Below are 21,496 nucleotides of genomic sequence, written 5' to 3'. Positions count from 1 at the left end.
TTCCCGACATGCTGTGTCGCTGGTCGCGCGTCAGAGAGGGCGGATTTTCAACTCGGTTATCCGGTTGCCCTCGCGCGCCGTGACTTCGAAGCGGAAGCCGTGGAACGAGAAAACCTGGCCCGTTACCGGGATCATCTGCGCCTCGTGAATAACCAGACCTGCGACGGTGTTGGCTTCTTCGTCGGGCAGGGACCATTCCATCGCACGGTTCACGTCGCGGATTGTCATCGCTCCTTCGACCAAAAACTGACCGTCCTCGGTTCGCGTAACGGGGACGTCCTCTTCAAGATCGAATTCGTCGGCAATTTCACCCACGATTTCTTCAAGGATATCTTCCAGTGTGATCAGACCGCGCAGCGAACCATATTCATCCACGACCAGCGCAAAATGGCTGTGCATCCGCAGGAATTCTCGCATCTGGTCGTCCAAAGTCGTTGTTTCAGGGACGAAATACGGGTCGTTGGCAACCTTTGAGATATCAAACTCTTTCAGCCGGTTTGCATCCCCTTCGCTGCTGCCTGCATGCGCATACATGGCGCGGAACAAGTCCTTGGCATGAACGACACCCACGATGTTTTCAGGCTCATCCCGGAAAACGGGCAGGCGGGTATGGGGGCTTTTCAGGCACTGCTGTAGGATAACCTCGGGCGTATCCTCTGCATCGATCATTTCAATGTTCGAGCGATGAAGCATGATTTCTTCCACGGTTCGATCACCCAGATCCAAAGCACCCAGAATGCGGTCGCGATCTTCTTTTTCAACAACTCCTTCGGAATGGCCCAGTTGCAGCGCGCCTGCGATCTCTTCTCGTACCGCAAGGATGTTACTGTCGGGGTCGATCTGCACCCCAAACAGGCGCAAAACGCCGCGCACCAGCAAGCGCACCGCGGAAACGACCGGGGAAAACACGGTCACCACTACGCTGATCAATGGGGCCACGGCCGAGGCCGCTTTTTCTGCGTTGGTGATGGCGTAGGTCTTGGGCAGAACCTCGGCAAAGATCAGAACCAGAAGGGTCATGACCAGTGTCGCCAAAGCGACGCCGCTTTCCCCAAAGAGACGCGTGAACAAAGCGGTGGCCAAAGACGCCGCGAGGATGTTCACCAAATTGTTGCCCAGCAGGACCGAGCCGATCAGGCGTTCGTTGTCATCGGTGATATCCAGCGCCTTTTGCGCCCCGCGTGACCCTTTGTCGGCCTGCGCCCGTAGCTTGCCGCGCGACGAGGCGGTCAACGCTGTTTCAGAACCCGAGAAAAAGCCCGAAAGGACGAGCAAAAACAGAATGGCGCCGGTCGTAAACCAGAATGCGCCGTCGATCAGAGAAGAAGAGGGTTCCATCGGTCCTTGGTTGTTCGTGTTGCTGCAATGGTTATGGGGGCGCTGCCCCTGCAGATCAAGGGGTTAGCCCTTGTCGACGGGGTCTTTGGCAAGCGGGTGATGCTCGTACACCAGTTCGGCAAGCCGTTCGTCTAGTACATGCGTGTAAATTTCCGTGGTCGCAACATCAGCGTGGCCAAGTAAAGTCTGGATCGAACGCAAATCTGCGCCGTTGGCCAGCAAATGTGTTGCAAAGGCATGGCGCAACGTGTGTGGCGTGACTTTTTCGGGCGAAACGCCCCCTTGAACCGCAAGGTCCTTGATCAGTTGAAAGAACATATGCCGCGTCAGATGCCCGGATTTACCACGCGAGGGAAACAGGAATTTTGAGCGCTGAGCGCCATCTGAAACTTTTTGATCCTCGGTCTCATCCCGCACACTCAACCACGCGGCAAGCGCCTCTCGTGCGGGTGGAGACAACGGGACCATCCGCTCTTTGCCGCCCTTGCCAAGAACCAGCAGCATGCGTGGATCACCCCGTGCCGATGACACAGGCAAAGAAACCAGTTCGGTCACGCGCATTCCGGTGGCGTATAGCAGTTCCATCAGGCAGGTGTTGCGCACACGATCTTCCTTGGTACGCCCGGTTTCGCGCGCTGCTTGCAACAACCGGTCGACTTCGGGCACGTCCAGCGTTTTTGGCAGGCGCTTTTGACGGCCCGGTCCTTTGATCTGAATTGCGGGGTTGGCCTCACGCCAGCCTTCTTCAAACGCAAATCGGTAAATCTGTTTGATAGCTGAAAGCCTGCGCGCACGGGTGGATTGTGAAAGCCCCTGCGCGTCACAGTAGATCAGGTAGCTCTCGATCTGGTCGCGGCTTGCTTCTGGAAAACCGGTTTTTCGCCGATCCAACCATTCGGCAAAGTCCTTCAGATCCCTGCCATATGCCAGCAGCGTATTCGTGGCTGCACCTAATTCGGCCGCTTGTGCCTGTAGAAACGTGGAAATCCAAAGCTCCTGAGTGGCGGGGGCGGTCATGATCAGGTGCCCTGCAGGATCAACAGGTTCAGTGCAGCGCGTCGCGCGGTGTCCTCAAGACCCACGAGGCGCAACGTGGCAATAGCCGCCGTCAGATCAACAAGGTTCCCGCGCGAGCCATGCGCGAAAAGCTCCATCGTCTCAAGGATCGCTTCGCCCAACTGGTCATTGGACAGCAGGGCATTGATGTCCGAAGGCACTGGCGCGGCCCATGCAAACCCTTCTGCCACCGCATCCGCCAACGGAGAGGGGGACGGGGCGCGCCCGGGATCACCTTGCGCCAGCGCCGCCAGAAACTGACTTTCCTCTGACTGATCGGGGGCGGAAAGGGCCGCAGTTTCGTAAAGGTCAGACAACAGCATAATCCGCCACCGCAATTGCTCGACCGCCGGGTCGTCCAATGTGACGTGAGACAACTGACCTGCGAACAGTTCCGAAAATGGCACCTCTAGCCCGACGCTGCGCATTTGCTCCCATACGATGGGTAATGCCTCTGTGATGGCGGTCGGGTCGCCCGAGTTCAACGCGGTTTCAAATTGTTGAACCGCTGTGACCCTGTCCCACACGGCACCTGAGGCCGCCGGGGATCGTTCCGTATAGAGCCCAAGTAACTGGTTCGGTGTCAGCGCACCCACACGCGTCAGACGCTCAGCCGCTTCGATCTGGGCTTTCCAGCCTGCAACGTCGCGCAGATCGGCGTTCGCAAAGACTCGGGGCAGAGAGGCAGAGGGTAAACGCTCGCCAATGGCTTCGTAAAGGCGGAAGCTCAGCGGATCAGGGTTTTCCGGCTGCGGCAAGTATTCTGCGTCTTCGAACAGTTCCGGGCTGAGAAACCGGTCAAGGACATCAAGATCCTCGGGGGGCAAGACCTCTAGCGCGTGCGCGGCTTCCAGGGTGAGCGCAGCAGAGGGCCAATCCCCCCGGCGGGCTTTGCAGAAAATCTGCGCGGCATAGTCCTGTGACAAGTGGGGCTGGGCAATCAATGCGGTGCAGCTTCGGTCTTCGTCACCGGTCAGCAAGGTCGCGTCGAACCAGCGTTTGAAACGCTCGCGGCTGTTGGTCGGGCCGGCAAGCTGAACGAGAGATTGCGCCGGATCAGCCGCCCCTAGCTGCATCAGCCTGTCCAGACGTGCCAGCAATAGTGTTTCTTCGGCCTCGGGTCCGGACGGCGCGCGCGCCTCCGACAACAGCAAGGTAAACAGCAGGCGTTGCATGGCCGGGTTGTACTTGACCGGGACTCGGGCGATCAGTTCTGCCAGACGATCCGTTTCGCTGTTCTGCCAAAGACCGATGGGCAGGCCAGTTACGTTCGATGAAACAAGACCCAAGGGATGCGACAGCGCCTCCAGACGCGTGACCTCGACCTTGGGTCCGAGACCTGTTTGTGTCACCGGTGGTTCCAGCAAGACAGTACCCGGCAGGTTTTCGGGTGGCTCGCTCAGCCACTCAATAACAGAAAGAGGTTCCTGCTGCGCGTGGACCGAAGTGGCGAGAAACAGCGCAGCAACTGCGGCCTTATTCGACATTCAGGATTACCGGTTCTCGTATCTCTTGCTGCGGGGAGGAAAAATCCACGCCGAAGAGAGGGCCTAGATAGGCGTAGCCCACCAGCCCGATGAAACACAGGCAAACCAGATATATCAGGAACTTGATCAGACGACCCATTGCTCAACGCTGCCTCAATTTTGTGTTTTGTCCAAGTTATAACTGGCATTTTTCTTAAGATCACGTCATTCACGGTGAAATGAGCGAAATTAAGCATAACACCGTGACGTCCGAACACGATCACAGCTTCATACTGCACAAAACAGTGGTTTTGGTAGGTATGATGGGGGCTGGTAAAACAGCCGTTGGCCGTGCTTTGGCTGCAAGGCTTGGTGTTCCGTTCCTCGATAGCGATGCCGAGATCGAATCGGCGGCCAATATGACTATCCCGGAAATCTTTGAACGCGACGGTGAGCCGTTTTTTCGTGCGAAGGAAAGTCAGGTCATTGGGCGGCTTCTGGACGAAGAAAAAGGTGTTCTGTCCACCGGCGGCGGGGCGTTTTTGGCCGGTCAGAATCGCCAGATGATTACCGATCGCGGGGTTTCTGTCTGGTTAAAGGCCGATTTGAACGTGCTGTGGAATCGGGTCAAGCACAAGGACACGCGGCCCTTGCTGCGCACAGCGGACCCTCATGCGACGTTGCGCGCCTTGTATGAGGAACGTGTGCCGGTCTATTCGCAAGCCGACCTCTCGGTGACTTCTGACGGAGAGACGTCGATAGAAAATATGGTGGACAGGGTCGTCGATGCCTTGATGACGCGCCCGGATGTTTTGGAACGGAATTAATGCACCAAACCGTACATGTAGAGCTGGGTGAGCGATCCTACGATGTAGAGATCGGGCCTGATTTGCTGGGCCAGTCGGGGAAGATGATCGCACCTTTGCTCAACCGTCCCAAAGTTGCGGTTCTGACGGACGAAAACGTCGCAGCTTTGCATCTGGACGCGCTGCGGGAAGGTCTGGCCGATGCGGGTATCGAGATGTCGGCGCTGGCTCTACCTGCCGGAGAAGCCACCAAAAGCTGGCCGCATTTTGAGCGCGCGGTCGAATGGCTGCTAGCCGAAAAAGTCGAACGCCGCGATGTTGTCGTGGCCCTTGGGGGCGGCGTCATTGGCGATCTTGCAGGCTTTGCCGCCGCCGTTTTGCGGCGCGGCGTTCGGTTCGTGCAAATCCCGACCTCTTTGCTGGCACAAGTGGACAGTTCGGTTGGGGGAAAAACCGGGATCAACGCGCCGCAGGGGAAAAACCTGATCGGGGCTTTTCACCAACCCTCGCTGGTTCTGGCTGATACCTCGGTATTGGGTACAATGACCCAAAGGGATTTTCTGTCAGGCTATGGTGAGGTCGTAAAATACGGTCTGCTGGGCGATGCCGCGTTCTTTGAGTGGCTCGAGGCCAACGGCACCGATGTATCGGGCGGCGACATGGCAGCGCGCGTCCGGGCCGTGACGCGATCGGTTCAGATGAAGGCCGATATCGTCGCGCGCGATGAAACCGAACAGGGCGATCGCGCGTTGCTGAACCTTGGCCACACCTTCTGTCATGCGTTGGAGGCCGCAACCTGCTATTCGGACCGCTTGCTGCATGGCGAGGGTGTAGCTATTGGCTGCGCGCTTGCGTTTGAGCTGTCGTCGCGCCTTGGTTTGTGCGCGCAAGAAGACCCCAGCCGCGTTCGCGCGCACCTGCGTCAGATGGGAATGAAGACGGACCTTGCCGACATTCCGGGCGATCTTCCGGGGGCAGAGGCATTGGTCAATCTGATGGCGCAGGACAAAAAGGTTATCGACGGGCAGTTGCGCTTCATTCTGGCACGAGGAATCGGTCAGGCATTCGTAACCTCGGATGTCCCGCGCGAAGCTGTCTTGTCGGTGCTCGAGGACGCTCTGGCCGCCGCTTGATTAGCGTCCCCGGATGACCATCAACTCACCGATGTTTTCGCGCGTAATGTAGCCCACCATGTGACCGGCCTTGGTACAAACCGCTATGGCTGGCGCGCCTTTGTGCAGACGTTCCAGAACTGTCTCCAACCCGCTGGTGAGCTCTACCTGCGGAATATCGGCTTCCATTATGGAAATGGCGAGGTCTGATCGCGGAGTTTCCGCAGCCAGAGCCGCAAACAGGCGGTTGCGGGTCACGAAACCCTTTAGCGTTCCGTCTGCGTCCAACACTGGGAATTCATGCTGTGTGGTATGAATAACGGCTTGGGCGGCCGTCGCCAGAGTGTCTGACGGCGACAGCGATTGGTATTCGGTGATCATCGCATCGCGCGCCATAACCCGCCGCGCGACAGATCGCATGACCACGTCCTGACTCTCTGCGTTGGCTGCAACGAAGACAAACACAGCGATCAGAACCAGCAGTGGATTGCCCGTGCTGAGACCAAGAAAGCCAAAGCCCACAGCGACCGCTTGTCCGGCAAGCGCCGCGACCCGCGTTGCCTTGACGCGATCCATTTTAAGGCAAAGCAAGGCGCGAAAGACCCGTCCGCCGTCCATTGGAAAGGCCGGTATCATGTTGAAGGCGGCCAACAGCAGATTGACATAGGCCAACCGGTTCAAAAGGCCGGGGGCCGTGCTGTCGATTTGCGTCATCGTTTCCCAAGGCATTCCGGCCCCGAACGCAATCAGAATGATCCAGATGACGATGTTTACCGCAGGGCCAGCAAGGGCGACCCAGACTTCCTGCATTGGCTTCTCCGGCATTCGTTCCAGCCGAGCCAGCCCGCCAATTGGCAAAAGGGTAATGTCAGGAGTCTTGATCCCGTAACGCCGAGCCATCAGCGCATGGCCGAATTCATGCGCCACTACACAGGCAAACAGGGCGAGTACGAAGATCAGGTTCTCGACGACCGCCGACATGCCGCCGTTGGAGTATGCCGCAAAGCCGACCCAGGCCAGCAGCAGAAAAAAAGTGACATGGACCCTCAGTTCCGACCCAAATAACCGGCCGAGTGAGAAGGACCATGTCATCACCAATCTCCGTTTTGCTTAGAACGGAATCTCGTCGTCGTCGATTCCGCCGGATGCAGGGGCAGGGGATCCAGAGGGCGCGCCGTAGGGGTCGCCGTAACCGCCGCCGGCCTGACCGCCGCCATAGCCGCCAGACTGGCCTCCGCCGTAACCGCCGGACTGTCCGCCGCCGTCGCCACGACTATCCAGCAACGTCAGTTCGCCGCGATAGGGGCGCAAAACAACTTCTGTCGTATATCGGTCTTGGCCGGACTGGTCCTGCCATTTACGTGTTTCCAACTGGCCTTCGATATAAACCTTGCTGCCTTTGCGCAGGTACTGTTCAGCAATGCGGGCCAGAGGTTCCGAAAAGATCGCGACCGAGTGCCACTGTGTCCGGTCACGCCGTTCGCCGGTGTTGCGGTCCTTCCACGTTTCCGACGTGGCAAGGCGCAGGTTGCACACCTTGCCGCCGTTCTGAAACGACCGGACCTCGGGGTCTGCGCCCAGATTTCCGACCAGAATGACCTTGTTTACTGAACCCGCCATGTATGTCCTCGTTCTTGTCTGACTGGATCGCGCCCGAATCTGGCGCTTGTGTTCTGCTGCCGACCCTATACGGCCTGCGGCGCGGTTAAAACATAGTTGATGAAGACCGCACCGAGCAGCAAATCACTCAGAAAATTTTTACCAAGCTTTCATTTTTTACTGAAATATCTATACTCGGTCGGGTTCGTGGACGAGCGGGATTGGCATTAATGCGTTTTCTGGTTGGTTGGTTTTTAGGGTTTTGCCTTGCGCTGGTTTCAGTTCCGGCTGCGGCTCAGACATTGTCTACCAAAAGCCGCAAGGACATTTTTCTGAAGCAGGCCAAGATTTTGGACACTCGCGCGGCGACTCAGTATCGCGATTCCGAACGGCTGAAGCCCAAGCGAAAAACAGCTTCGGGGACGTTCAACAAGCGCTATAACGGTAAGTACCGCGGTCAATACCTTTCGTTGGCACGTCAAGCGGCCCGCAAGCACAATGTGCCTGAAGATCTATTTCTTCGACTTGTTCAGCAGGAAAGTGGCTGGAATCCCCATGCCGTATCGCACAAGGGTGCGCTGGGTCTTGCGCAGCTAATGCCCGGTACTGCGCAGCTATTGGGTGTGAATCCGCATGATCCCAAACAGAACCTTGAAGGTGGTGCGCGTTACCTGTCGTGGCAGTACCGCAAGTTCAAATCGTGGCGCTTGGCTTTGGCGGCCTATAACGCGGGGCCAAAGGCGGTTGAAAAGCACGGTGGTGTTCCGCCGTACAAAGAAACCCAGAACTACGTAAAGGTCATCTGGGGCGGGTAATTCAAACGATCTAGGGATAAAAGAACCGGCACTGTGACCGGTTCCGTCGCTATGATCGTTTATTCCGCCGCAATTTTGATGACGGGCTCCATCCGCGCCAAAATATCATCAGCCAAATGGCATTTTATCTGATGGCCGTCGGCAAGGGCTTTGACGGGCGGCACGTCATGCTCACACCGTCCGTCCGGCACCTCGGATTTCCAGCGGCAACGCGTCTGGAAAGGGCAGCCGGGTGGCGGGCTCATTGCGGACGGAATGTCGCCTTCAAGAACGATATGCTGTTTTTCGATCGACGTATCAGCGATCGGGACAGCACTCAGCAGGGCCTCGGTATATGGGTGATACGGAGGTGAGAACACCTGGTCCGTCGTCCCCAACTCGACCACATGACCCAAATACATCACCATCACTCGGTCACTCAGGTATCGCACAATAGACAGGTCATGGCTGATGAACAAAAGCGTGGTTTTTTGTTCGCGTTGAATCTCCATTAGCAGATCCGTGACCGCAGCCTGCACCGATACATCCAGCGCTGAGACCGGTTCGTCCGCAACCACGATCCGCGCGTCTCCGGCAAAGGCGCGGGCGATACCGACACGCTGCTTCTGCCCACCTGACAATTGCCGCGGCATTCGATCGGCAAAGGCGCGTGGAAGCTTCACCAGATCCAAAAGCTCCAGCATCCGCTTTTTGCGTTCAGCCTCAGAGTTCCCAACGCCGAAAATCTCCAGCGCCCGAATGATCTGACGGCCGACGGTCATGGATGGGTTCAGCGTGTCAAACGGGTTCTGGAATACCATTTGCACTTCACCCACGGTCTTGGCGTCGCGCTCTTCGATCGGCACAGCTTCGATGTTGCGATTATCCAGCAAAATCTGACCATCGGTCGCTGTTTCCAGCCCCATCAGAACCTTGGCAAATGTGGATTTGCCACAGCCAGACTCACCCACGATGGCCAGAGTTTCAGACTCATGAGCCTCAAAACTCAGGGTTTCATTGGCCTTTACAACTTTCTTTTCACCGCCACCGAATAGGGCATTTGCGGCCACCTCATAGTATTTCTTGAGGTTGTCCATCTTCAGAACAGTACGGCCGATTTCCGCTTTTTCCTTCTGCTCAGACACAGTGATCGGCGCGTTCCAGTCGATTTCCTTGAATTTCAGGCACCGCGTATGGTGGCGGTCGTTGCCCGGCACCGCCTCCATCAGAATGTTCTGCGCGTCACACCGGCCTTCCTCGAAATAGTCACAACGCGGCCCGAAATTACACCCCGGCGGGCGTTCGTGCGGCAAAGGAAAGTTTCCCGGAATTGCCACCAGAGGCCGCGCGTTCTTGTCAGCCCCAGGCAGGGGGATCGAGCGGAACAGCGCCTGCGTGTAAGGGTGCTGCATTTCGTCGAACACGTCATGGATCGAACCACGCTCAACAGCCTCACCGGAATACATCACGCAAAGCCGGTCGCAGGTCTCTAGCACCAGCCCCAGATTGTGCGAGATGAACAGCATCGAAGTGCCGTATTTCTTGCCCAAGTCCTTGACCAGCTCGACCACGGCAGCCTCGACCGTCACATCCAGCGCCGTTGTCGGCTCGTCCAGTATCAAAAGCGCGGGCTTCGACATCAGCGCCATAGCGATCACAATCCGCTGCTGCTGCCCCCCCGACAACTGATGTGGGAATGAGTTCAGCATCCGCTCAGGGTCAGGCAGGCGTACATCTGTAACCACCTCCAGAGCGCGCGCATAGGCTTCTTCTGCACCGACGCCTTCATGGATCATCGGCACTTCCATTAACTGCTTGCCGATCTTCATGGCAGGATTCAGCGATGCCATCGGCTCCTGATAGATCATCGCGATCTCATTGCCGCGAATATCGCGTAGTTCGTCCGATGTCATCTCGGCCAGATCGCGCCCTTTGAACTTGATGGTACCTCCGACAATGCGCCCGTTCTTGCCAAGGTCCTGCATGACCCCCAGTGCGACGGTGGACTTGCCGCAGCCGGATTCACCGACCAGTCCGACAGCCTCCCCGGGCTGGACGCTGACCGAAAAATCCATAACGGCCGGAATTTCCCGCAAACGGGTAAAAAACGAAATCGACAGCTTGTCGATCTCAAGAATTGGCCCGTCATAATCCGCCAGTTTGTTCATCTTGCTTACTCCTCGCGAGAGTCAGGGGATCCCCTTCATCTGGCTAAAAATATCCTGGGGGTCCGGGGGCAAAGCCCCCGGCCTTCGATCACAATCAGTCCTTCAGACTTTCTTCGCGCAAACCATCCGCCAACAGGTTCAGTCCCAGAACCAAAGACAACAGGGCCAAGGCAGGCGGCAGGGCGGGGTGCAGATAGATCGACAACAGCTTACGCCCTTCGTTGATCGTTGATCCCCAATCCGGGCTTTCCGGTGGCAATCCCAGCCCAAAGAAACCCAAAGTCCCCAAAAGGATGGTGGTATAACCAATCCGCAGACAGAAATCGACGATCAGCGGACCCCGCGCGTTGGGCAGGATTTCCCACAGCATGATATACCACGGCCCTTCACCGCGTGTCTGAGCCGCAGCGACATAGTCGCGGGTTTTGATGTCCATCGCCAAACCGCGCACGATACGGAACACGGTTGGTGAGTTTACAAAAACCACTGACACAAAGACGACTAAAATCCCTCCGGGCACATCAAAAAGGTCCAGATAGGTGGGCAGTCCCCAAATGCTGTAGTTGTCCGTGTTTACGATGTAGCCATTCGTTGAGATCAGCGACAGATACAGCCACAGCGCAACACCCAGAACACCAATCAATAGCGGTGTGCGGAACGTCGGCCTTGTGTAATAGCGCGAGTTCAGAAGCACACCAAGGAAGATGATCGGGAAGATGAACAGGATAGCGGCCATATAGTTCGGCACACCTGTTGCCACGATCTCGGGCGTCACAAGCAGGTAGAACAGCAGGATCACCGGGAAGGCCAGGATCAGGTTCGCCAGGAACGACAGCAGCGTGTCCAGACGTCCACCGTAGTAACCGGCGGGCAGGCCCAGCGTGATCCCGACCATGAAGGCAAACATCGTTGCCAGCGGCGCAATCTGAACAACGATCCACGCCCCTTTGACCATACGGCTGAACACGTCCCGGGCAAGATTGTCGCCCCCTAGCAGATACCAGGCGTACTCCCCGTCTTCTATACTGGGCAGAGGTGTCCCGGGTACTTTGTTTTTCATCCCCGAAACCTGCGAGAGCGGGTCGTGTGTCACGATCAGGTCAAGCGCGCCAAAGATGCCGGTAAACACCCAGAACATCACAAGCCCAAAGCCGATCATACCAATCGGGCTGTCAAACAGTTTACCGTACAGACCCAGCTTACGTTTGAATGCAATCGACATGGCGTAGAGAAGGACCAGCGACAACCAGACAGGCAGGAATTGTTGGGCCATGGCCCCGATGATACCGGCGCTTGTTCCCATGAGGACGCCCAGAACGATATAGGCAACGCCCAGCCCGACGCTTGCCAGAAAGCTAAAGCGCAGCACGGTTTGAATGAGGTTTCTCACACCCGATCCAGACGTCAGCGTCCCATCTGGGTTCACGGTCATCTGGGGTTCCGGCAGGATGATGCTGGCCAGTATCCAGGCCAAGATCGAAATAACCATCAGCGCCAAGGCTATGGCCAGTAACGGGTTCAGGAAGGCGATAGAGCCGGTCCAGGTAAGTGGTTCCATGATCTATCCCTCCTTACGAAATGCGGATGCGCGGGTTGAGGTAGACATAGCCGATATCCGAGATCAGCTGCGTCACCAGCACCACAAAGACCGACACGACCGATATCGCCAGCAAGAGCTGGATGTCGTTATTCCCCGCCGCCTGCACCAGCGCCCAGCCAAAGCCCTTGTAGTTGAACAGGGTCTCGACGATTACCACGCCATTCAGCAGCCATGGGAACTGCAGCATGATGACGGTGAACGGCGCGATAAGCGCGTTGCGCAGTGCGTGTTTCATAACGATGTTCGGGAACGACACACCTTTCAGGCGCGCGGTTCGGATGTATTGCGCCGTCATCACCTCGGTCATCGAGGCGCGGGTCATGCGGGCAATGTAACCCATCCCGTATAGGGCAATGGTCAACACTGGCAGGAAAAAGTTCTCGAACGTTGGATTTTCCATCGCTTGCGTGGCGGTCCCTTTGAACCATTTCAGCCCGACGGCAGACGAGGTGAAGATCGCGATGAAGATAACACCAGACACATATTCCGGCGTTGCCGTGGTGGTGATCGCAAAGGTCGAAAGGGTCCGGTCGGTGGCTGACCCTTCTTTCATGCCCGCCAGAATTCCAAGGATCAAAGCGGATGGAACCATCAACAGCATGACCCAGAACATCAGACGTCCCGTAAGCGCAAGCCGGTTACCAACAACAGTTGAGACTTCTTCTTTGAAGACCGTCGAATATCCCCAATACCCCTGCAAAATCCCGCAGAAATTCGGAGATTCTTCGGCTGTTTTGCCGGGCAGGATACATCTGCCTTGCACCGTGCCGTCTTCATTCGTGTGTCTGTAAGAAGGCAAGACACCCAGCCATTCGCCGTACTTTATGGGCGTTGGCTGAAGGTATCCGCCTTTTTCCAGAAAGCTTTCGACTTGCTCGTCCGACATCCTGAAATTGCCCTGCGTCTTCGCAAGCTTTTCAAGGTTCGGGTAGAGGTTGGTCAGAAAGAAGACCAGGAAGGTAAGGCACAGTGCGGTCAACAGCATAATGCCGACGCGCCTTAGTATGAAAAGTCCCATGGTAGCCCCTGTTGGTAGGCTAGCGTGTTGGTGGTTTTACCGCACGCATCGCTGTTTTTCTGGTCGCCGTGGTCAGGACGAAAAGGCCGCCCCCGGTAGGCGCGGCCTTGTGTTTTTTTGGCTTAGGAAACGATGCCGAACTTATACAGCTGCGGCAGATCCGCGATGTGCTTTTCGACGCCCACCATGTTGTCACGGTGGTGGCGCATTGCGGTCCTCCAGTATGGCTGGATGACGACGCCTTCGTCGATCATGATCGCTTGCAGCTTGGCCATCACTTCGCGGCGCTGGTCGACATCCGCGATCGAGTTTGCCTCGGCCAGCAGCGTATCGAACTCGTCATTGGCAAAGCCGGACTCGTTCCAGGCCACCCCGGACTTGTAAGCCAAAGCCAGAACCTGCGTGCCGAGCGGACGGTGGTTCCAGTTGGTCGACGAGTAGGGGTACTTGGTCCAGTCGTTCCAGAAGGTCGAGCCGGGCAGGATCGTATGCTTGGCTTTGATGCCCGCGTCGTTAAGCTGCGCGACGACGGCCGCGGTGGTGTTGCGACGCCAGTCATCGTCAATGGACTGAACTTCATGCTCAAAATCGCCCATGCCCGCTTCGTCCATCAGGGCTTTCGCCGCTGCAGGATCATACGGGATGCGGGTTACAGCCGAGTCGTGCTCGGGGTGCATCGGGCCAACGTGGCAGTTGTCGGCGGGAATGCCGTAACCTGACATCCCAAGTTCCAGACAGACTTCGTTATCGACCGCCATGGCCAGAGCCTGACGGACACGCTTGTCGCCATAGATCTTGTTGCCGTTCTCATCCTCGGCCAACTGGTTGGGGCGAATGACGATGGTAAAGCCCGACGGGATTTCCGAACGCACAAGACCGATGCTGTCAAAGATATCGACAAATTCGCCGACCGACTCCCAGTTCATGTCGATCTCTTCGGCCTCATAAGCAGCCAGGAATGCCGCAGGGTCGGTGCCGTAGTCGATGAACTCGATCCGGTCGATGTAGCCGCCTTTGCCGGCCTCATAGCCCCACCATTCGAATTCTTCGTTGCGTACAAGAACACCTTTGACGCCAACTTCGTGGCTTTCGGGGATCATGAAGCCCGTGCCGACAGGGTTGGCCAGCATATTATTTGCGTCAAAGCTGCTGTGCACGATAGCCGCCGGATAGTCGGCCATGCCCGGAATGATCGTGATGTCCGGGGCGCTGCATTTCAGCTTAACGGTATGAGTGTCGACAACAGTGATGGCCCCGTCTGCGGCTTTCTGGGTGCTCTCATCTACAAGCGATGCCATGCGTGACGCCATCGAGTTACCCTCGAGCCCTGCATCACACCAGCCTTCGATGTTGCGCGCAACGTCTTCGGCGGTGAAGTCGTCGCCGTTATTCCACTTGACACCCTTGCGGACATTCAGCGTGTACTCGGTCGCGTCATCGTTTGCTTCCCAGCTTTCCAGCAGCATGGGCTTGAACGAGCCGTCATTGTTGTATTCGACCAGATATTCCAGCCAGCCCGCGGTGAAGGTGGCAATCTGTGTCCAGTCATAGGTGCGCGGGTCCTTCAGGGCGCGGACTTCCATCTGATAGCGAATGGTGCCGCCACGCTGGGGTTCTTGGGCTGCCGCAGGTGACTTCAGGCCGATCATGCCATAGGCGGCTGGAACGGCGACACCCAATGCAGTTGCGCGCGCCATGAATTCGCGCCGACTAAGTTTACCGTCCCGATACTCTTGCGCATGCATTTCTGCCGCCCAGTGCATCGGTGCTCCGGTGATTGTTTGGTTTTCCATTTATGTCTCTCCCTGTGACATAGTATTTTTATTGATAGAGTTTCGAACAGCTCAGACCCGAACACGTCGGGCAGCAGGTTCTCGGGTTCTTGTTTTTCGGAATTTGAACACCCCCATGGGGACATTCGGCACCAGAATTTAAATCAGGTCAATGTTCGAAATCGTCATTCGAGGTACAAAAGCGACATCGGTGGCCAGAGTTTGTTAGCAACAATGTCCGGTTAACGTGCGCCGTTGTACCTCTTTGGCTGCGTCAGCAGCGGAGATTCGGGGAAATTTGAGGGGCCGTTGGAAACGCAGATCTTGGAGTTCAGCCTGCACAAGGTATCACTTTGAGAAATCTACCCGATTCCAGTTTTTCATTCTTGCGCGAAACCACGTCCGCTGCCGCTTGGCAAACTGCCGGGTCGAGATAGTTGCGCGCTCACGGGCATCCTGCAACGACATATGACCTTCAAGGTAGGCCATAAGCTCGGGTACGCCGATGGCTTTACAGGCTGGAAGCGTGGGATCGTACTTGTCGCGCATCGCTTCCACTTCCTCAAGCGCGCCAGTGTCCAGCATCATGTCAAAACGCCGCGTTATCCTGTCCAGAAGCCATTGTTTGTCCACGTCAAAGACGATGGGTACGGTGTCGTGTAGCCGTAGTATCGGGGGCGGTGTGTCGGCCTGCCAGTCGCGCAGGCTTCGGCCTGTGGACCGCTGCACTTCCCAGGCACGTTGAACACGGGCACGGTTTTGCGTGTCGATGCCCGCCAGGGTTTCTGCGTCGACACCATCCATAAGAGTGGACAAGTCCAGCCTGTCCGCCTCGGCCCGCACATCGGCGGGCGTGGCTGGAATATCTGCCATACCTTCGGTGAGGGCCGAGAAATACAACCCGGTCCCACCTACGACGATCGGGCGTTGACCGCCCGCCAATATCGGTTTGACGTCACGCAGCCAGTGACCCGTTGAATAGTCCTGATCGAATGCGACATGGCCGTATAACACGTGCGGTGCGCGCGCCTCCTCTTCGACTGAGGGACGGGCCGAGATAACGCGCCAGCAGTCATATACCTGACTGGCATCCGCATTGACGATGACGCCGCCGAACTGTTCGGCGATCTCTAACGCAAGGGCGGATTTTCCAGACGCCGTCGGGCCTGCGATCAGCACCGGAACACCATCCGGAATCTTGGGCAGGCGACCCAGGGTCTGCAGAGTTTTGCCATTGGTCATCCCGGCACGCCTCATTCCTTACCATCCGCATTGAACCTGCCGAGGTTTTGCTTCATTTTGCGCCGGAATTAAACCCGTGCCAGCCCGGAGCGCAACATGAGCCATTCCCCGACAACCAACACAGTTGAACCCCCTAAAACAAAGTACAAGCGCGTGATGCTGAAGATATCCGGCGAGGCACTGATGGGGGATCAAGGCTTTGGCCTGCATCCACCGACCGTTCAGCGTATCGCGCAAGAAGTGAAATCGGTTCACGATCTAGGCGTCGAAATCTGCATGGTCATTGGCGGCGGCAACATTTTCCGCGGCCTAAGCGGTTCGGCACAGGGGATGGAACGCACGACCGCTGATTATATGGGAATGCTAGCGACCGTGATGAACGCGCTTGGGATGCAGTCCGCCTTGGAAGAGGTCGGCGTATTTACCCGCGTTATCTCGGCCATTCGGATGGATGAGGTCTGTGAGCCCTACATCCGCCGCCGCGCCGTGCGTCACCTTGAGAAAAAGCGGGTTTGTATTTTTGCGGCCGGAACCGGAAACCCTTATTTCACCACCGACACCGCCGCGACGCTACGCGCCAACGAAATGGCGTGCGAGGCGATCTTCATGGGCAAAAACGGTGTCGATGGCGTGTATGACAAAGACCCCAAAGAACACTCAGATGCCGTGCGCTATGACACGGTGACCTATGACGATGTACTGGCCAAGCGACTGCGGGTGATGGATGCATCGGCCATTGCGCTTGCACGGGATAACAACTTGCCGCTGATCGTTTTTGGTTTGGATGAGCCGGGCGGCTTTCGCGGTATTCTTGCGGGCGAGGGGACCTACACCAAGGTTCAGGGTTAAATTACCCAAATCACGTCGCAAAGCCGGGTTTAAATGCTCGGCTTTTTTTGTCGTGAAGGAGGGCTCGCTTGACGACTAACGGTGTTCTGGGCAATTTGGCCCCGTCCTTGTGATCCGCAAGGGCTGCCGGTGTTTCCAAAGCACAGGCTGGGCTGGAAGACCTGCCATGATTTTCGAGGGGACCGAAATCATGCGCGGGCTCCTCATGGATTTAAGTGCATGATCAAGGAGGCCCGTGCAATGAGCACTCTGGATATCAACTTTGTTCGGTCACAGTTTCCGGCGTTTTCCGAACCTAGCCTGCAGGGGCAGGCGTTTTTTGAGAATGCAGGCGGTTCTTACACCTGCAAACCGGTTCTCGACAGGCTGAGCCGATATTATACCCAACGCAAGGTTCAACCTTATGGTCCCTATGAAGCCAGCCGATTGGCGGGGGAAGAAATGGACGAGGCCCGCAGCCGGATGGCGACCATACTGGGCGTTGAAACTGATGAACTCAGTTTTGGCCCGTCGACCACTCAAAACACCTATGTTCTGGCACAGGCATTTCGCCAGTGGATGAAGCCGGGCGACGCCATTGTCGTGACCAATCAGGATCACGAGGCGAATTCAGGTCCTTGGCGGCGGCTTGCGGATGAAGGCATTGAGGTCCGCGAATGGCAGATCGACCCCGAGACCGGGTCGCTGAACCCGCACGATCTTGAACACTTGCTGGATGAAAAGGTGCGTCTGGTTTGTTTCCCCCACTGTTCGAACGTGATCGGTGAGATCAATCCGGTTACCGAAATCACGGCCATCGCACATGCGGCGGGCGCTTTCGTTTGCGTCGACGGTGTTTCATACGCGCCGCACGGGTTTCCGAATGTCGGAGACCTTGGGCCGGATATTTACCTGTTTTCCGCCTACAAAACCTATGGACCGCATCAGGGCTGCATGGTGATCCGGAAATCTCTTGGAGAACTGCTGCCCAATCAGGCGCATTTTTTCAACGCGGATGTGCTGTATAAACGATTTACGCCCGCTGGCCCCGACCATGCGCAAATCGCGGCGAGCGCAGGTATGGCGGATTATGTCGACCTTCTGTGTGACCATCACAACGGGCCGGATGGCGACGCCACTGAACGCGGTGCCTTTGTACATGACCTTATGCGCGGGCAGGAAGTGGCCTTGCTTCAGCCGGTTCTGGACGCAGTCAAGGATCGGAATGCCGTTCGGCTGATCGGAACCTCCGATGCCACTCGGCGCGCGCCGACGGTGGCACTGGCTCTTACGCGCAACGCCGAGTCGGTGGCGGCTGATCTCGTGAAATACGGTATCATGGCAGGCGGGGGCGACTTCTATGCAGTGCGGCCATTGAAGGCGATGGGGGTTGATCTAACCCAAGGCGTGCTACGCGTCAGCTTTACGCACTACACCTCTCAACAGGAAATTGATCAATTATTGAATGCACTTGAGGCTGTTTTGTGATCCACTTTCAGCCCTGTTTCGTAGATCGAAGAAAACAGGGCAAAAATGGAAAACGAGCGGCCACCGATTATTGTTTGGTTCCGACGGGATTTGCGCCTGTCGGACCATCCCGCGCTGACGGCTGCCGTCGCCTCAGGACGGCCGGTCATTCCATTGTTTATTCTGGACGATCAGGCCGAAGCGCTCGGGGCTGCACCCAAATGGCGTTTGGGATTGGGCGTAGATGCGCTGGCGCGGGCGCTGAACAATTTGGGCAGTCGTTTGGTTCTGCGTCGCGGGCGCGCTCTTGCGGTTCTACAAGATATTATCGCGCGGACAGGTGCAACGGCCGTACACTGGACGAGGGCATATGATCCCGATGCAATTACTCGGGACAGGGATGTAAAGTCGCGATTGTCGGAGCAGGGCATCGAGGCAAAGTCTTTCACCGGTCATCTGCTGTTCGAGCCTTGGACCGTTGCGACCAAAGCGGGCCAGCCGTTCCGCGTTTTCACACCAATGTGGCGGGCAGTACGAGTTCGGGACGTCGCGCCGCCTGAACCGGGCCCCGCCACGTTGCGGGGTCCGCAGAGTTGGCCGAATTCAGACGATCTGTCAGAGTGGAATTTGGCCCAAGGTATGAACCGTGGGGCGACAATCGTGGCCCCTTATGTGCAGGCAGGCGAAGCCGCAGCGTTCGAAGCGCTTCAAGGCTTTCTGGACCGGATTGCGCATTATTCTGAAAACAGGGATCGGCTGGATCGTGATGCAACGTCCAATCTGTCCGAATATCTGTCTTTGGGGGAAATAAGCCCGCGCTCCGTTTGGCACTCCGTTCAAAACGCGGCGATGACTGGAGTGTCAGGGACCGATGCCTTCTTGCGCCAGCTTGTGTGGAGAGAGTTCGCTTACCACCTGATGTTCCATACGCCACACCTGTTGGCAGAAAATTGGAAACCAGAGTGGGAGATGTTTCCGTGGAATACGGACGCCACTCGCCCCGAGGTGATTGCTTGGCAAACGGCCAGAACCGGAATTCCGGTTATAGATGCCGCGATGCGCCAGATGTACGTCACGGGCCGGATGCATAACCGGGCACGGATGATAACATCCAGTTACCTGACCAAGCATTTGATGACGCATTGGAAAATTGGGATGCAGTGGTTTGCTGACTGTCTGATCGACTGGGACTCAGCCTGTAACGCGATGGGCTGGCAGTGGGTTGCAGGCTCGGGGCCTGATGCCTCTCCGTTTTTCCGTATCTTTAACCCTCTGACTCAGCAGGAAAAATTCGATCCGAGCGGGGAGTATGTGCGCCGTTGGATTGCCGAAGGGCAGTCAACGCCACCCGCGACGGCGTGTGCGTATTTTGACGCCGTTCCACGTTCTTGGGGCATCTCTGAGACCGATTTGTATCCCAACCCGATTGTTGAATTGCCTGCCGGTCGCGCACGTGCACTTGCGGCTTATGAAGGCCTAAAAAACCACTAAGGAACTGAAAACTTGCCAGAAACACAAACTCGTCCTAGCCTGAAACAACAACCGCATAGGGGAAAGCGGATGATCCATACGACAACAGAAGGGCAAAAGGGACTGCCGAGGTATTTCGCGCAAGTTCTGAAAATGCTGAACAAGATGGAATCCGGGCGGCTTGATATCGCTCTGCCGGATGGCCGCATTTTTCGAACCGAGGGCGCCAAGCCCGGACCGGTCGCACGGGTGGACATTCACAACCCCGACGTTTTCGCGCGACTGATCCGCGAAGGAGAGCTGGGTTTTTCCGACGCCTATCTGGAAGGAGACTGGAGCACCCCAGACCTGCGGTCCTTCATGGATCTTGTGCATTTGGGCACTGAAACGGTCTATGACGACTTTACCGGCAAGTTCCTTGTTCAGACCTATGAACGTTTACGGTTCTGGTTGCATGGCAATAGCCGGAAACAGGCAAAGAAGAACATCTCGTACCACTATGATTTGGGCAATGATTTCTATGCCTTATGGCTGGATGATACGATGACCTATTCCAGCGCCTTGTTTGAGACGGGGCAGGAAAGTCTCGAAAACGCGCAGACGGCGAAATACGCCAGTCTAGTTGATGAAATGGGCGCAAAGCCGGGTGATCATATTCTTGAAATTGGCTGCGGCTGGGGCGGATTCGCGGAATACGCTGCGAAAGAGCGTGGCTTGCGGGTCACAGGGCTGACGATTAGCCAAGAGCAGTTGAAGTTTGCCAGGCAAAGAATTGAAAAAGCCGGGCTTTCTGATTTGGTCGAGTTCAAGCTTCAGGACTATCGCGACGAGCGGGGCCAATACGATGGCATCGCGTCGATTGAAATGTTCGAAGCGGTTGGGCAGAAATATTGGCCAGCATATTTCGAAACTGTGAGAGAGCGCCTTAAACCAGGCGCGCAGGCGACATTGCAGATCATTACCGTGGCTGATCATCGGTGGGACGTCTACCGAAATGGTGTTGATTTCATTCAGAAATATATCTTTCCGGGTGGAATGCTTCCGGCACCTTCGGTGTTAAAAGAGCAGGTCACGCAAGCCGGGCTGAACGTCGTGACATCAAAGGAATTTGGCAAAAGCTATGATCTGACCCTGCGACGCTGGTACGAGACATTCAACGACAAATGGGATGTCATTTCAGAAATGGGATTTGATGAGCGTTTTCGCCGCATGTGGAATTATTATTTGACCGCCTGCGGCGCAGCCTTTGACACCGGCAATTGCGATGTGACACAGATTACCGTAGCAAAACCAACATAGTTAACGGATCTGCCCAATGCCCAGTGCCTCACGTCTTATTGCCGCCATCTGTCTATTGGTGGTGGCATTTCTCGTGTCGAGCATGATCATCGAGAATGGGGAAGAGGGTAAAGATTACGGCGCTTTCACCTTTGTTAACATGGTTTTGGGCGTTGTTTGTGGCTGGACCGTCATGGGTAAGCGCGCGGGCAAAGGATGGACTGCGGCGATCAATAACGGCATGACGGGAATTGCCACTTTGGTTTTCTGGGGGCTGTTCCTTCAAGGCTGTTACGAAATGTTCAGTCTGGCGATGCGCCACAGATACAATGGCCCATTCGAAGCCCTGTTGGCGATTTTCCAGATCGGTATTGAGTATGGTCAATTGCTTCTGACGTCCGAAATCCTGCTGACCTTGGCTATCGGTGGGGTGGTGGCAGGCCTTGCCACAGAAGAGGCCAGCCGCCGCTGGCGATAAATTC

At 56.5% G+C, this 21,496-nt stretch carries 19 protein-coding genes; 8 read left to right on the top strand and 11 right to left on the bottom strand.

Features of this window, described 5'->3' with window-relative positions; all coding sequences use genetic code 11:
* Positions 1-30 precede the first annotated feature (30 nt).
* The 4 genes from GOV88_RS02035 to GOV88_RS02020 form a co-directional block, all read right to left on the bottom strand.
* Entirely contained in the window at positions 31-1,338 is a 1,308-nt protein-coding gene (locus GOV88_RS02035; RefSeq protein WP_171121201.1) for an HlyC/CorC family transporter, read from the bottom strand.
* A gap of 63 nt (positions 1,339-1,401) precedes the next feature.
* Entirely contained in the window at positions 1,402-2,355 is a 954-nt protein-coding gene (locus GOV88_RS02030; RefSeq protein ID WP_171239381.1) for a site-specific tyrosine recombinase XerD, read from the bottom strand.
* A 2-nt stretch (positions 2,356-2,357) separates the two neighbouring features.
* On the bottom strand, positions 2,358-3,881 hold the full coding sequence (locus tag GOV88_RS02025) for a hypothetical protein (RefSeq protein ID WP_171239380.1): 1,524 nt from the start codon (positions 3,879-3,881) through the stop codon (positions 2,358-2,360).
* Positions 3,871-4,020 (bottom strand): hypothetical protein, encoded by a 150-nt coding sequence (locus GOV88_RS02020; protein WP_171121204.1) that lies wholly within the window; start codon positions 4,018-4,020, stop codon positions 3,871-3,873. The genes GOV88_RS02025 and GOV88_RS02020 overlap by 11 nt, the downstream gene beginning before the upstream one ends.
* A gap of 79 nt (positions 4,021-4,099) precedes the next feature.
* Between GOV88_RS02020 and GOV88_RS02015 the strand changes: the two genes are divergently transcribed.
* Both GOV88_RS02015 and aroB read left to right on the top strand, forming a co-directional pair.
* Complete coding sequence (locus tag GOV88_RS02015; RefSeq protein WP_171121205.1) at positions 4,100-4,687, top strand: shikimate kinase; 588 nt, start codon at positions 4,100-4,102, stop codon at positions 4,685-4,687.
* Positions 4,687-5,799, top strand: a complete 1,113-nt coding sequence (gene aroB, locus GOV88_RS02010; protein WP_171239379.1) for a 3-dehydroquinate synthase — start codon at positions 4,687-4,689, stop codon at positions 5,797-5,799. The genes GOV88_RS02015 and aroB overlap by 1 nt, the downstream gene beginning before the upstream one ends.
* On the opposite strand, the gene GOV88_RS02005 is transcribed toward aroB, so the two are convergent.
* Positions 5,800-6,870 carry a site-2 protease family protein gene (locus tag GOV88_RS02005; protein WP_171239378.1) on the bottom strand — a complete coding sequence of 357 codons (1,071 nt, stop codon included), beginning with the start codon at positions 6,868-6,870 and terminating at the stop codon, positions 5,800-5,802.
* Between the two features lie 18 nt (positions 6,871-6,888).
* Complete coding sequence (gene ssb / locus GOV88_RS02000) at positions 6,889-7,398, bottom strand: single-stranded DNA-binding protein (RefSeq protein WP_171123044.1); 510 nt, start codon at positions 7,396-7,398, stop codon at positions 6,889-6,891.
* A gap of 209 nt (positions 7,399-7,607) precedes the next feature.
* Here ssb and GOV88_RS01995 point away from each other — a divergent pair, with 209 nt between their 5' ends.
* Positions 7,608-8,192 carry a lytic transglycosylase domain-containing protein gene (locus GOV88_RS01995; RefSeq protein WP_171123046.1) on the top strand — a complete coding sequence of 195 codons (585 nt, stop codon included), beginning with the start codon at positions 7,608-7,610 and terminating at the stop codon, positions 8,190-8,192.
* Between the two features lie 59 nt (positions 8,193-8,251).
* Here GOV88_RS01995 and GOV88_RS01990 read toward each other — a convergent pair whose 3' ends face one another.
* The 5 genes from GOV88_RS01990 to miaA form a co-directional block, all read right to left on the bottom strand.
* A complete protein-coding gene (locus tag GOV88_RS01990; protein ID WP_171239377.1) occupies positions 8,252-10,339 on the bottom strand; it encodes an ABC transporter ATP-binding protein in 2,088 nt (695 codons plus the stop codon).
* Between the two features lie 94 nt (positions 10,340-10,433).
* Complete coding sequence (locus GOV88_RS01985) at positions 10,434-11,897, bottom strand: ABC transporter permease (RefSeq protein WP_171121211.1); 1,464 nt, start codon at positions 11,895-11,897, stop codon at positions 10,434-10,436.
* A 13-nt stretch (positions 11,898-11,910) separates the two neighbouring features.
* On the bottom strand, positions 11,911-12,957 hold the full coding sequence (locus tag GOV88_RS01980) for an ABC transporter permease (RefSeq protein ID WP_171121212.1): 1,047 nt from the start codon (positions 12,955-12,957) through the stop codon (positions 11,911-11,913).
* A gap of 122 nt (positions 12,958-13,079) precedes the next feature.
* Complete coding sequence (locus tag GOV88_RS01975) at positions 13,080-14,750, bottom strand: ABC transporter substrate-binding protein (RefSeq protein WP_171239376.1); 1,671 nt, start codon at positions 14,748-14,750, stop codon at positions 13,080-13,082.
* Between the two features lie 327 nt (positions 14,751-15,077).
* Positions 15,078-15,971, bottom strand: a complete 894-nt coding sequence (gene miaA, locus GOV88_RS01970; RefSeq protein ID WP_171239375.1) for a tRNA (adenosine(37)-N6)-dimethylallyltransferase MiaA — start codon at positions 15,969-15,971, stop codon at positions 15,078-15,080.
* A gap of 96 nt (positions 15,972-16,067) precedes the next feature.
* Between miaA and pyrH the strand changes: the two genes are divergently transcribed.
* The 5 genes from pyrH to GOV88_RS01945 all read left to right on the top strand — a co-directional run bounded on the left by pyrH (position 16,068) and on the right by GOV88_RS01945 (position 21,492).
* Entirely contained in the window at positions 16,068-16,820 is a 753-nt protein-coding gene (gene pyrH, locus GOV88_RS01965) for a UMP kinase (RefSeq protein WP_171121215.1), read from the top strand.
* 240 nt (positions 16,821-17,060) lie between these two features.
* Positions 17,061-18,287 carry an aminotransferase class V-fold PLP-dependent enzyme gene (locus GOV88_RS01960; RefSeq protein ID WP_171239374.1) on the top strand — a complete coding sequence of 409 codons (1,227 nt, stop codon included), beginning with the start codon at positions 17,061-17,063 and terminating at the stop codon, positions 18,285-18,287.
* A 45-nt stretch (positions 18,288-18,332) separates the two neighbouring features.
* Positions 18,333-19,757, top strand: coding sequence for a deoxyribodipyrimidine photo-lyase (locus GOV88_RS01955; RefSeq protein ID WP_171239373.1), 1,425 nt, complete (start codon positions 18,333-18,335; stop codon positions 19,755-19,757).
* A 69-nt stretch (positions 19,758-19,826) separates the two neighbouring features.
* Positions 19,827-21,035 (top strand): cyclopropane-fatty-acyl-phospholipid synthase family protein, encoded by a 1,209-nt coding sequence (locus tag GOV88_RS01950; protein ID WP_171239372.1) that lies wholly within the window; start codon positions 19,827-19,829, stop codon positions 21,033-21,035.
* Between the two features lie 16 nt (positions 21,036-21,051).
* Positions 21,052-21,492 carry a TrgA family protein gene (locus tag GOV88_RS01945; RefSeq protein ID WP_171121219.1) on the top strand — a complete coding sequence of 147 codons (441 nt, stop codon included), beginning with the start codon at positions 21,052-21,054 and terminating at the stop codon, positions 21,490-21,492.
* The last annotated feature ends 4 nt before the right edge of the window (positions 21,493-21,496 follow it).

The organism is Ruegeria sp. HKCCA5491, assembly GCF_013034565.1.
Taxonomy (GTDB): domain Bacteria; phylum Pseudomonadota; class Alphaproteobacteria; order Rhodobacterales; family Rhodobacteraceae; genus Ruegeria.
The sequence above is the reverse complement of the archived record's forward strand: the minus strand, read 5'-3'. Positions and strand labels throughout refer to the sequence as shown.

Bases quoted from the DNA above. Each gene is read 5' to 3' on its own strand.
- GOV88_RS02035 (WP_171121201.1), bottom strand. From the start codon at position 1,338: ATGGAACCCTCTTCTTCTCTGATCGACGGCGCATTCTGGTTTACGACC.
- GOV88_RS02030 (WP_171239381.1), bottom strand. From the start codon at position 2,355: ATGACCGCCCCCGCCACTCAGGAGCTTTGGATTTCCACGTTTCTACAG.
- GOV88_RS02025 (WP_171239380.1), bottom strand. From the start codon at position 3,881: ATGTCGAATAAGGCCGCAGTTGCTGCGCTGTTTCTCGCCACTTCGGTC.
- GOV88_RS02020 (WP_171121204.1), bottom strand. From the start codon at position 4,020: ATGGGTCGTCTGATCAAGTTCCTGATATATCTGGTTTGCCTGTGTTTC.
- GOV88_RS02015 (WP_171121205.1), top strand. From the start codon at position 4,100: ATGAGCGAAATTAAGCATAACACCGTGACGTCCGAACACGATCACAGC.
- aroB (WP_171239379.1), top strand. From the start codon at position 4,687: ATGCACCAAACCGTACATGTAGAGCTGGGTGAGCGATCCTACGATGTA.
- GOV88_RS02005 (WP_171239378.1), bottom strand. From the start codon at position 6,870: ATGACATGGTCCTTCTCACTCGGCCGGTTATTTGGGTCGGAACTGAGG.
- ssb (WP_171123044.1), bottom strand. From the start codon at position 7,398: ATGGCGGGTTCAGTAAACAAGGTCATTCTGGTCGGAAATCTGGGCGCA.
- GOV88_RS01995 (WP_171123046.1), top strand. From the start codon at position 7,608: ATGCGTTTTCTGGTTGGTTGGTTTTTAGGGTTTTGCCTTGCGCTGGTT.
- GOV88_RS01990 (WP_171239377.1), bottom strand. From the start codon at position 10,339: ATGAACAAACTGGCGGATTATGACGGGCCAATTCTTGAGATCGACAAG.
- GOV88_RS01985 (WP_171121211.1), bottom strand. From the start codon at position 11,897: ATGGAACCACTTACCTGGACCGGCTCTATCGCCTTCCTGAACCCGTTA.
- GOV88_RS01980 (WP_171121212.1), bottom strand. From the start codon at position 12,957: ATGGGACTTTTCATACTAAGGCGCGTCGGCATTATGCTGTTGACCGCA.
- GOV88_RS01975 (WP_171239376.1), bottom strand. From the start codon at position 14,750: ATGGAAAACCAAACAATCACCGGAGCACCGATGCACTGGGCGGCAGAA.
- miaA (WP_171239375.1), bottom strand. From the start codon at position 15,971: ATGACCAATGGCAAAACTCTGCAGACCCTGGGTCGCCTGCCCAAGATT.
- pyrH (WP_171121215.1), top strand. From the start codon at position 16,068: ATGAGCCATTCCCCGACAACCAACACAGTTGAACCCCCTAAAACAAAG.
- GOV88_RS01960 (WP_171239374.1), top strand. From the start codon at position 17,061: ATGAGCACTCTGGATATCAACTTTGTTCGGTCACAGTTTCCGGCGTTT.
- GOV88_RS01955 (WP_171239373.1), top strand. From the start codon at position 18,333: ATGGAAAACGAGCGGCCACCGATTATTGTTTGGTTCCGACGGGATTTG.
- GOV88_RS01950 (WP_171239372.1), top strand. From the start codon at position 19,827: ATGATCCATACGACAACAGAAGGGCAAAAGGGACTGCCGAGGTATTTC.
- GOV88_RS01945 (WP_171121219.1), top strand. From the start codon at position 21,052: ATGCCCAGTGCCTCACGTCTTATTGCCGCCATCTGTCTATTGGTGGTG.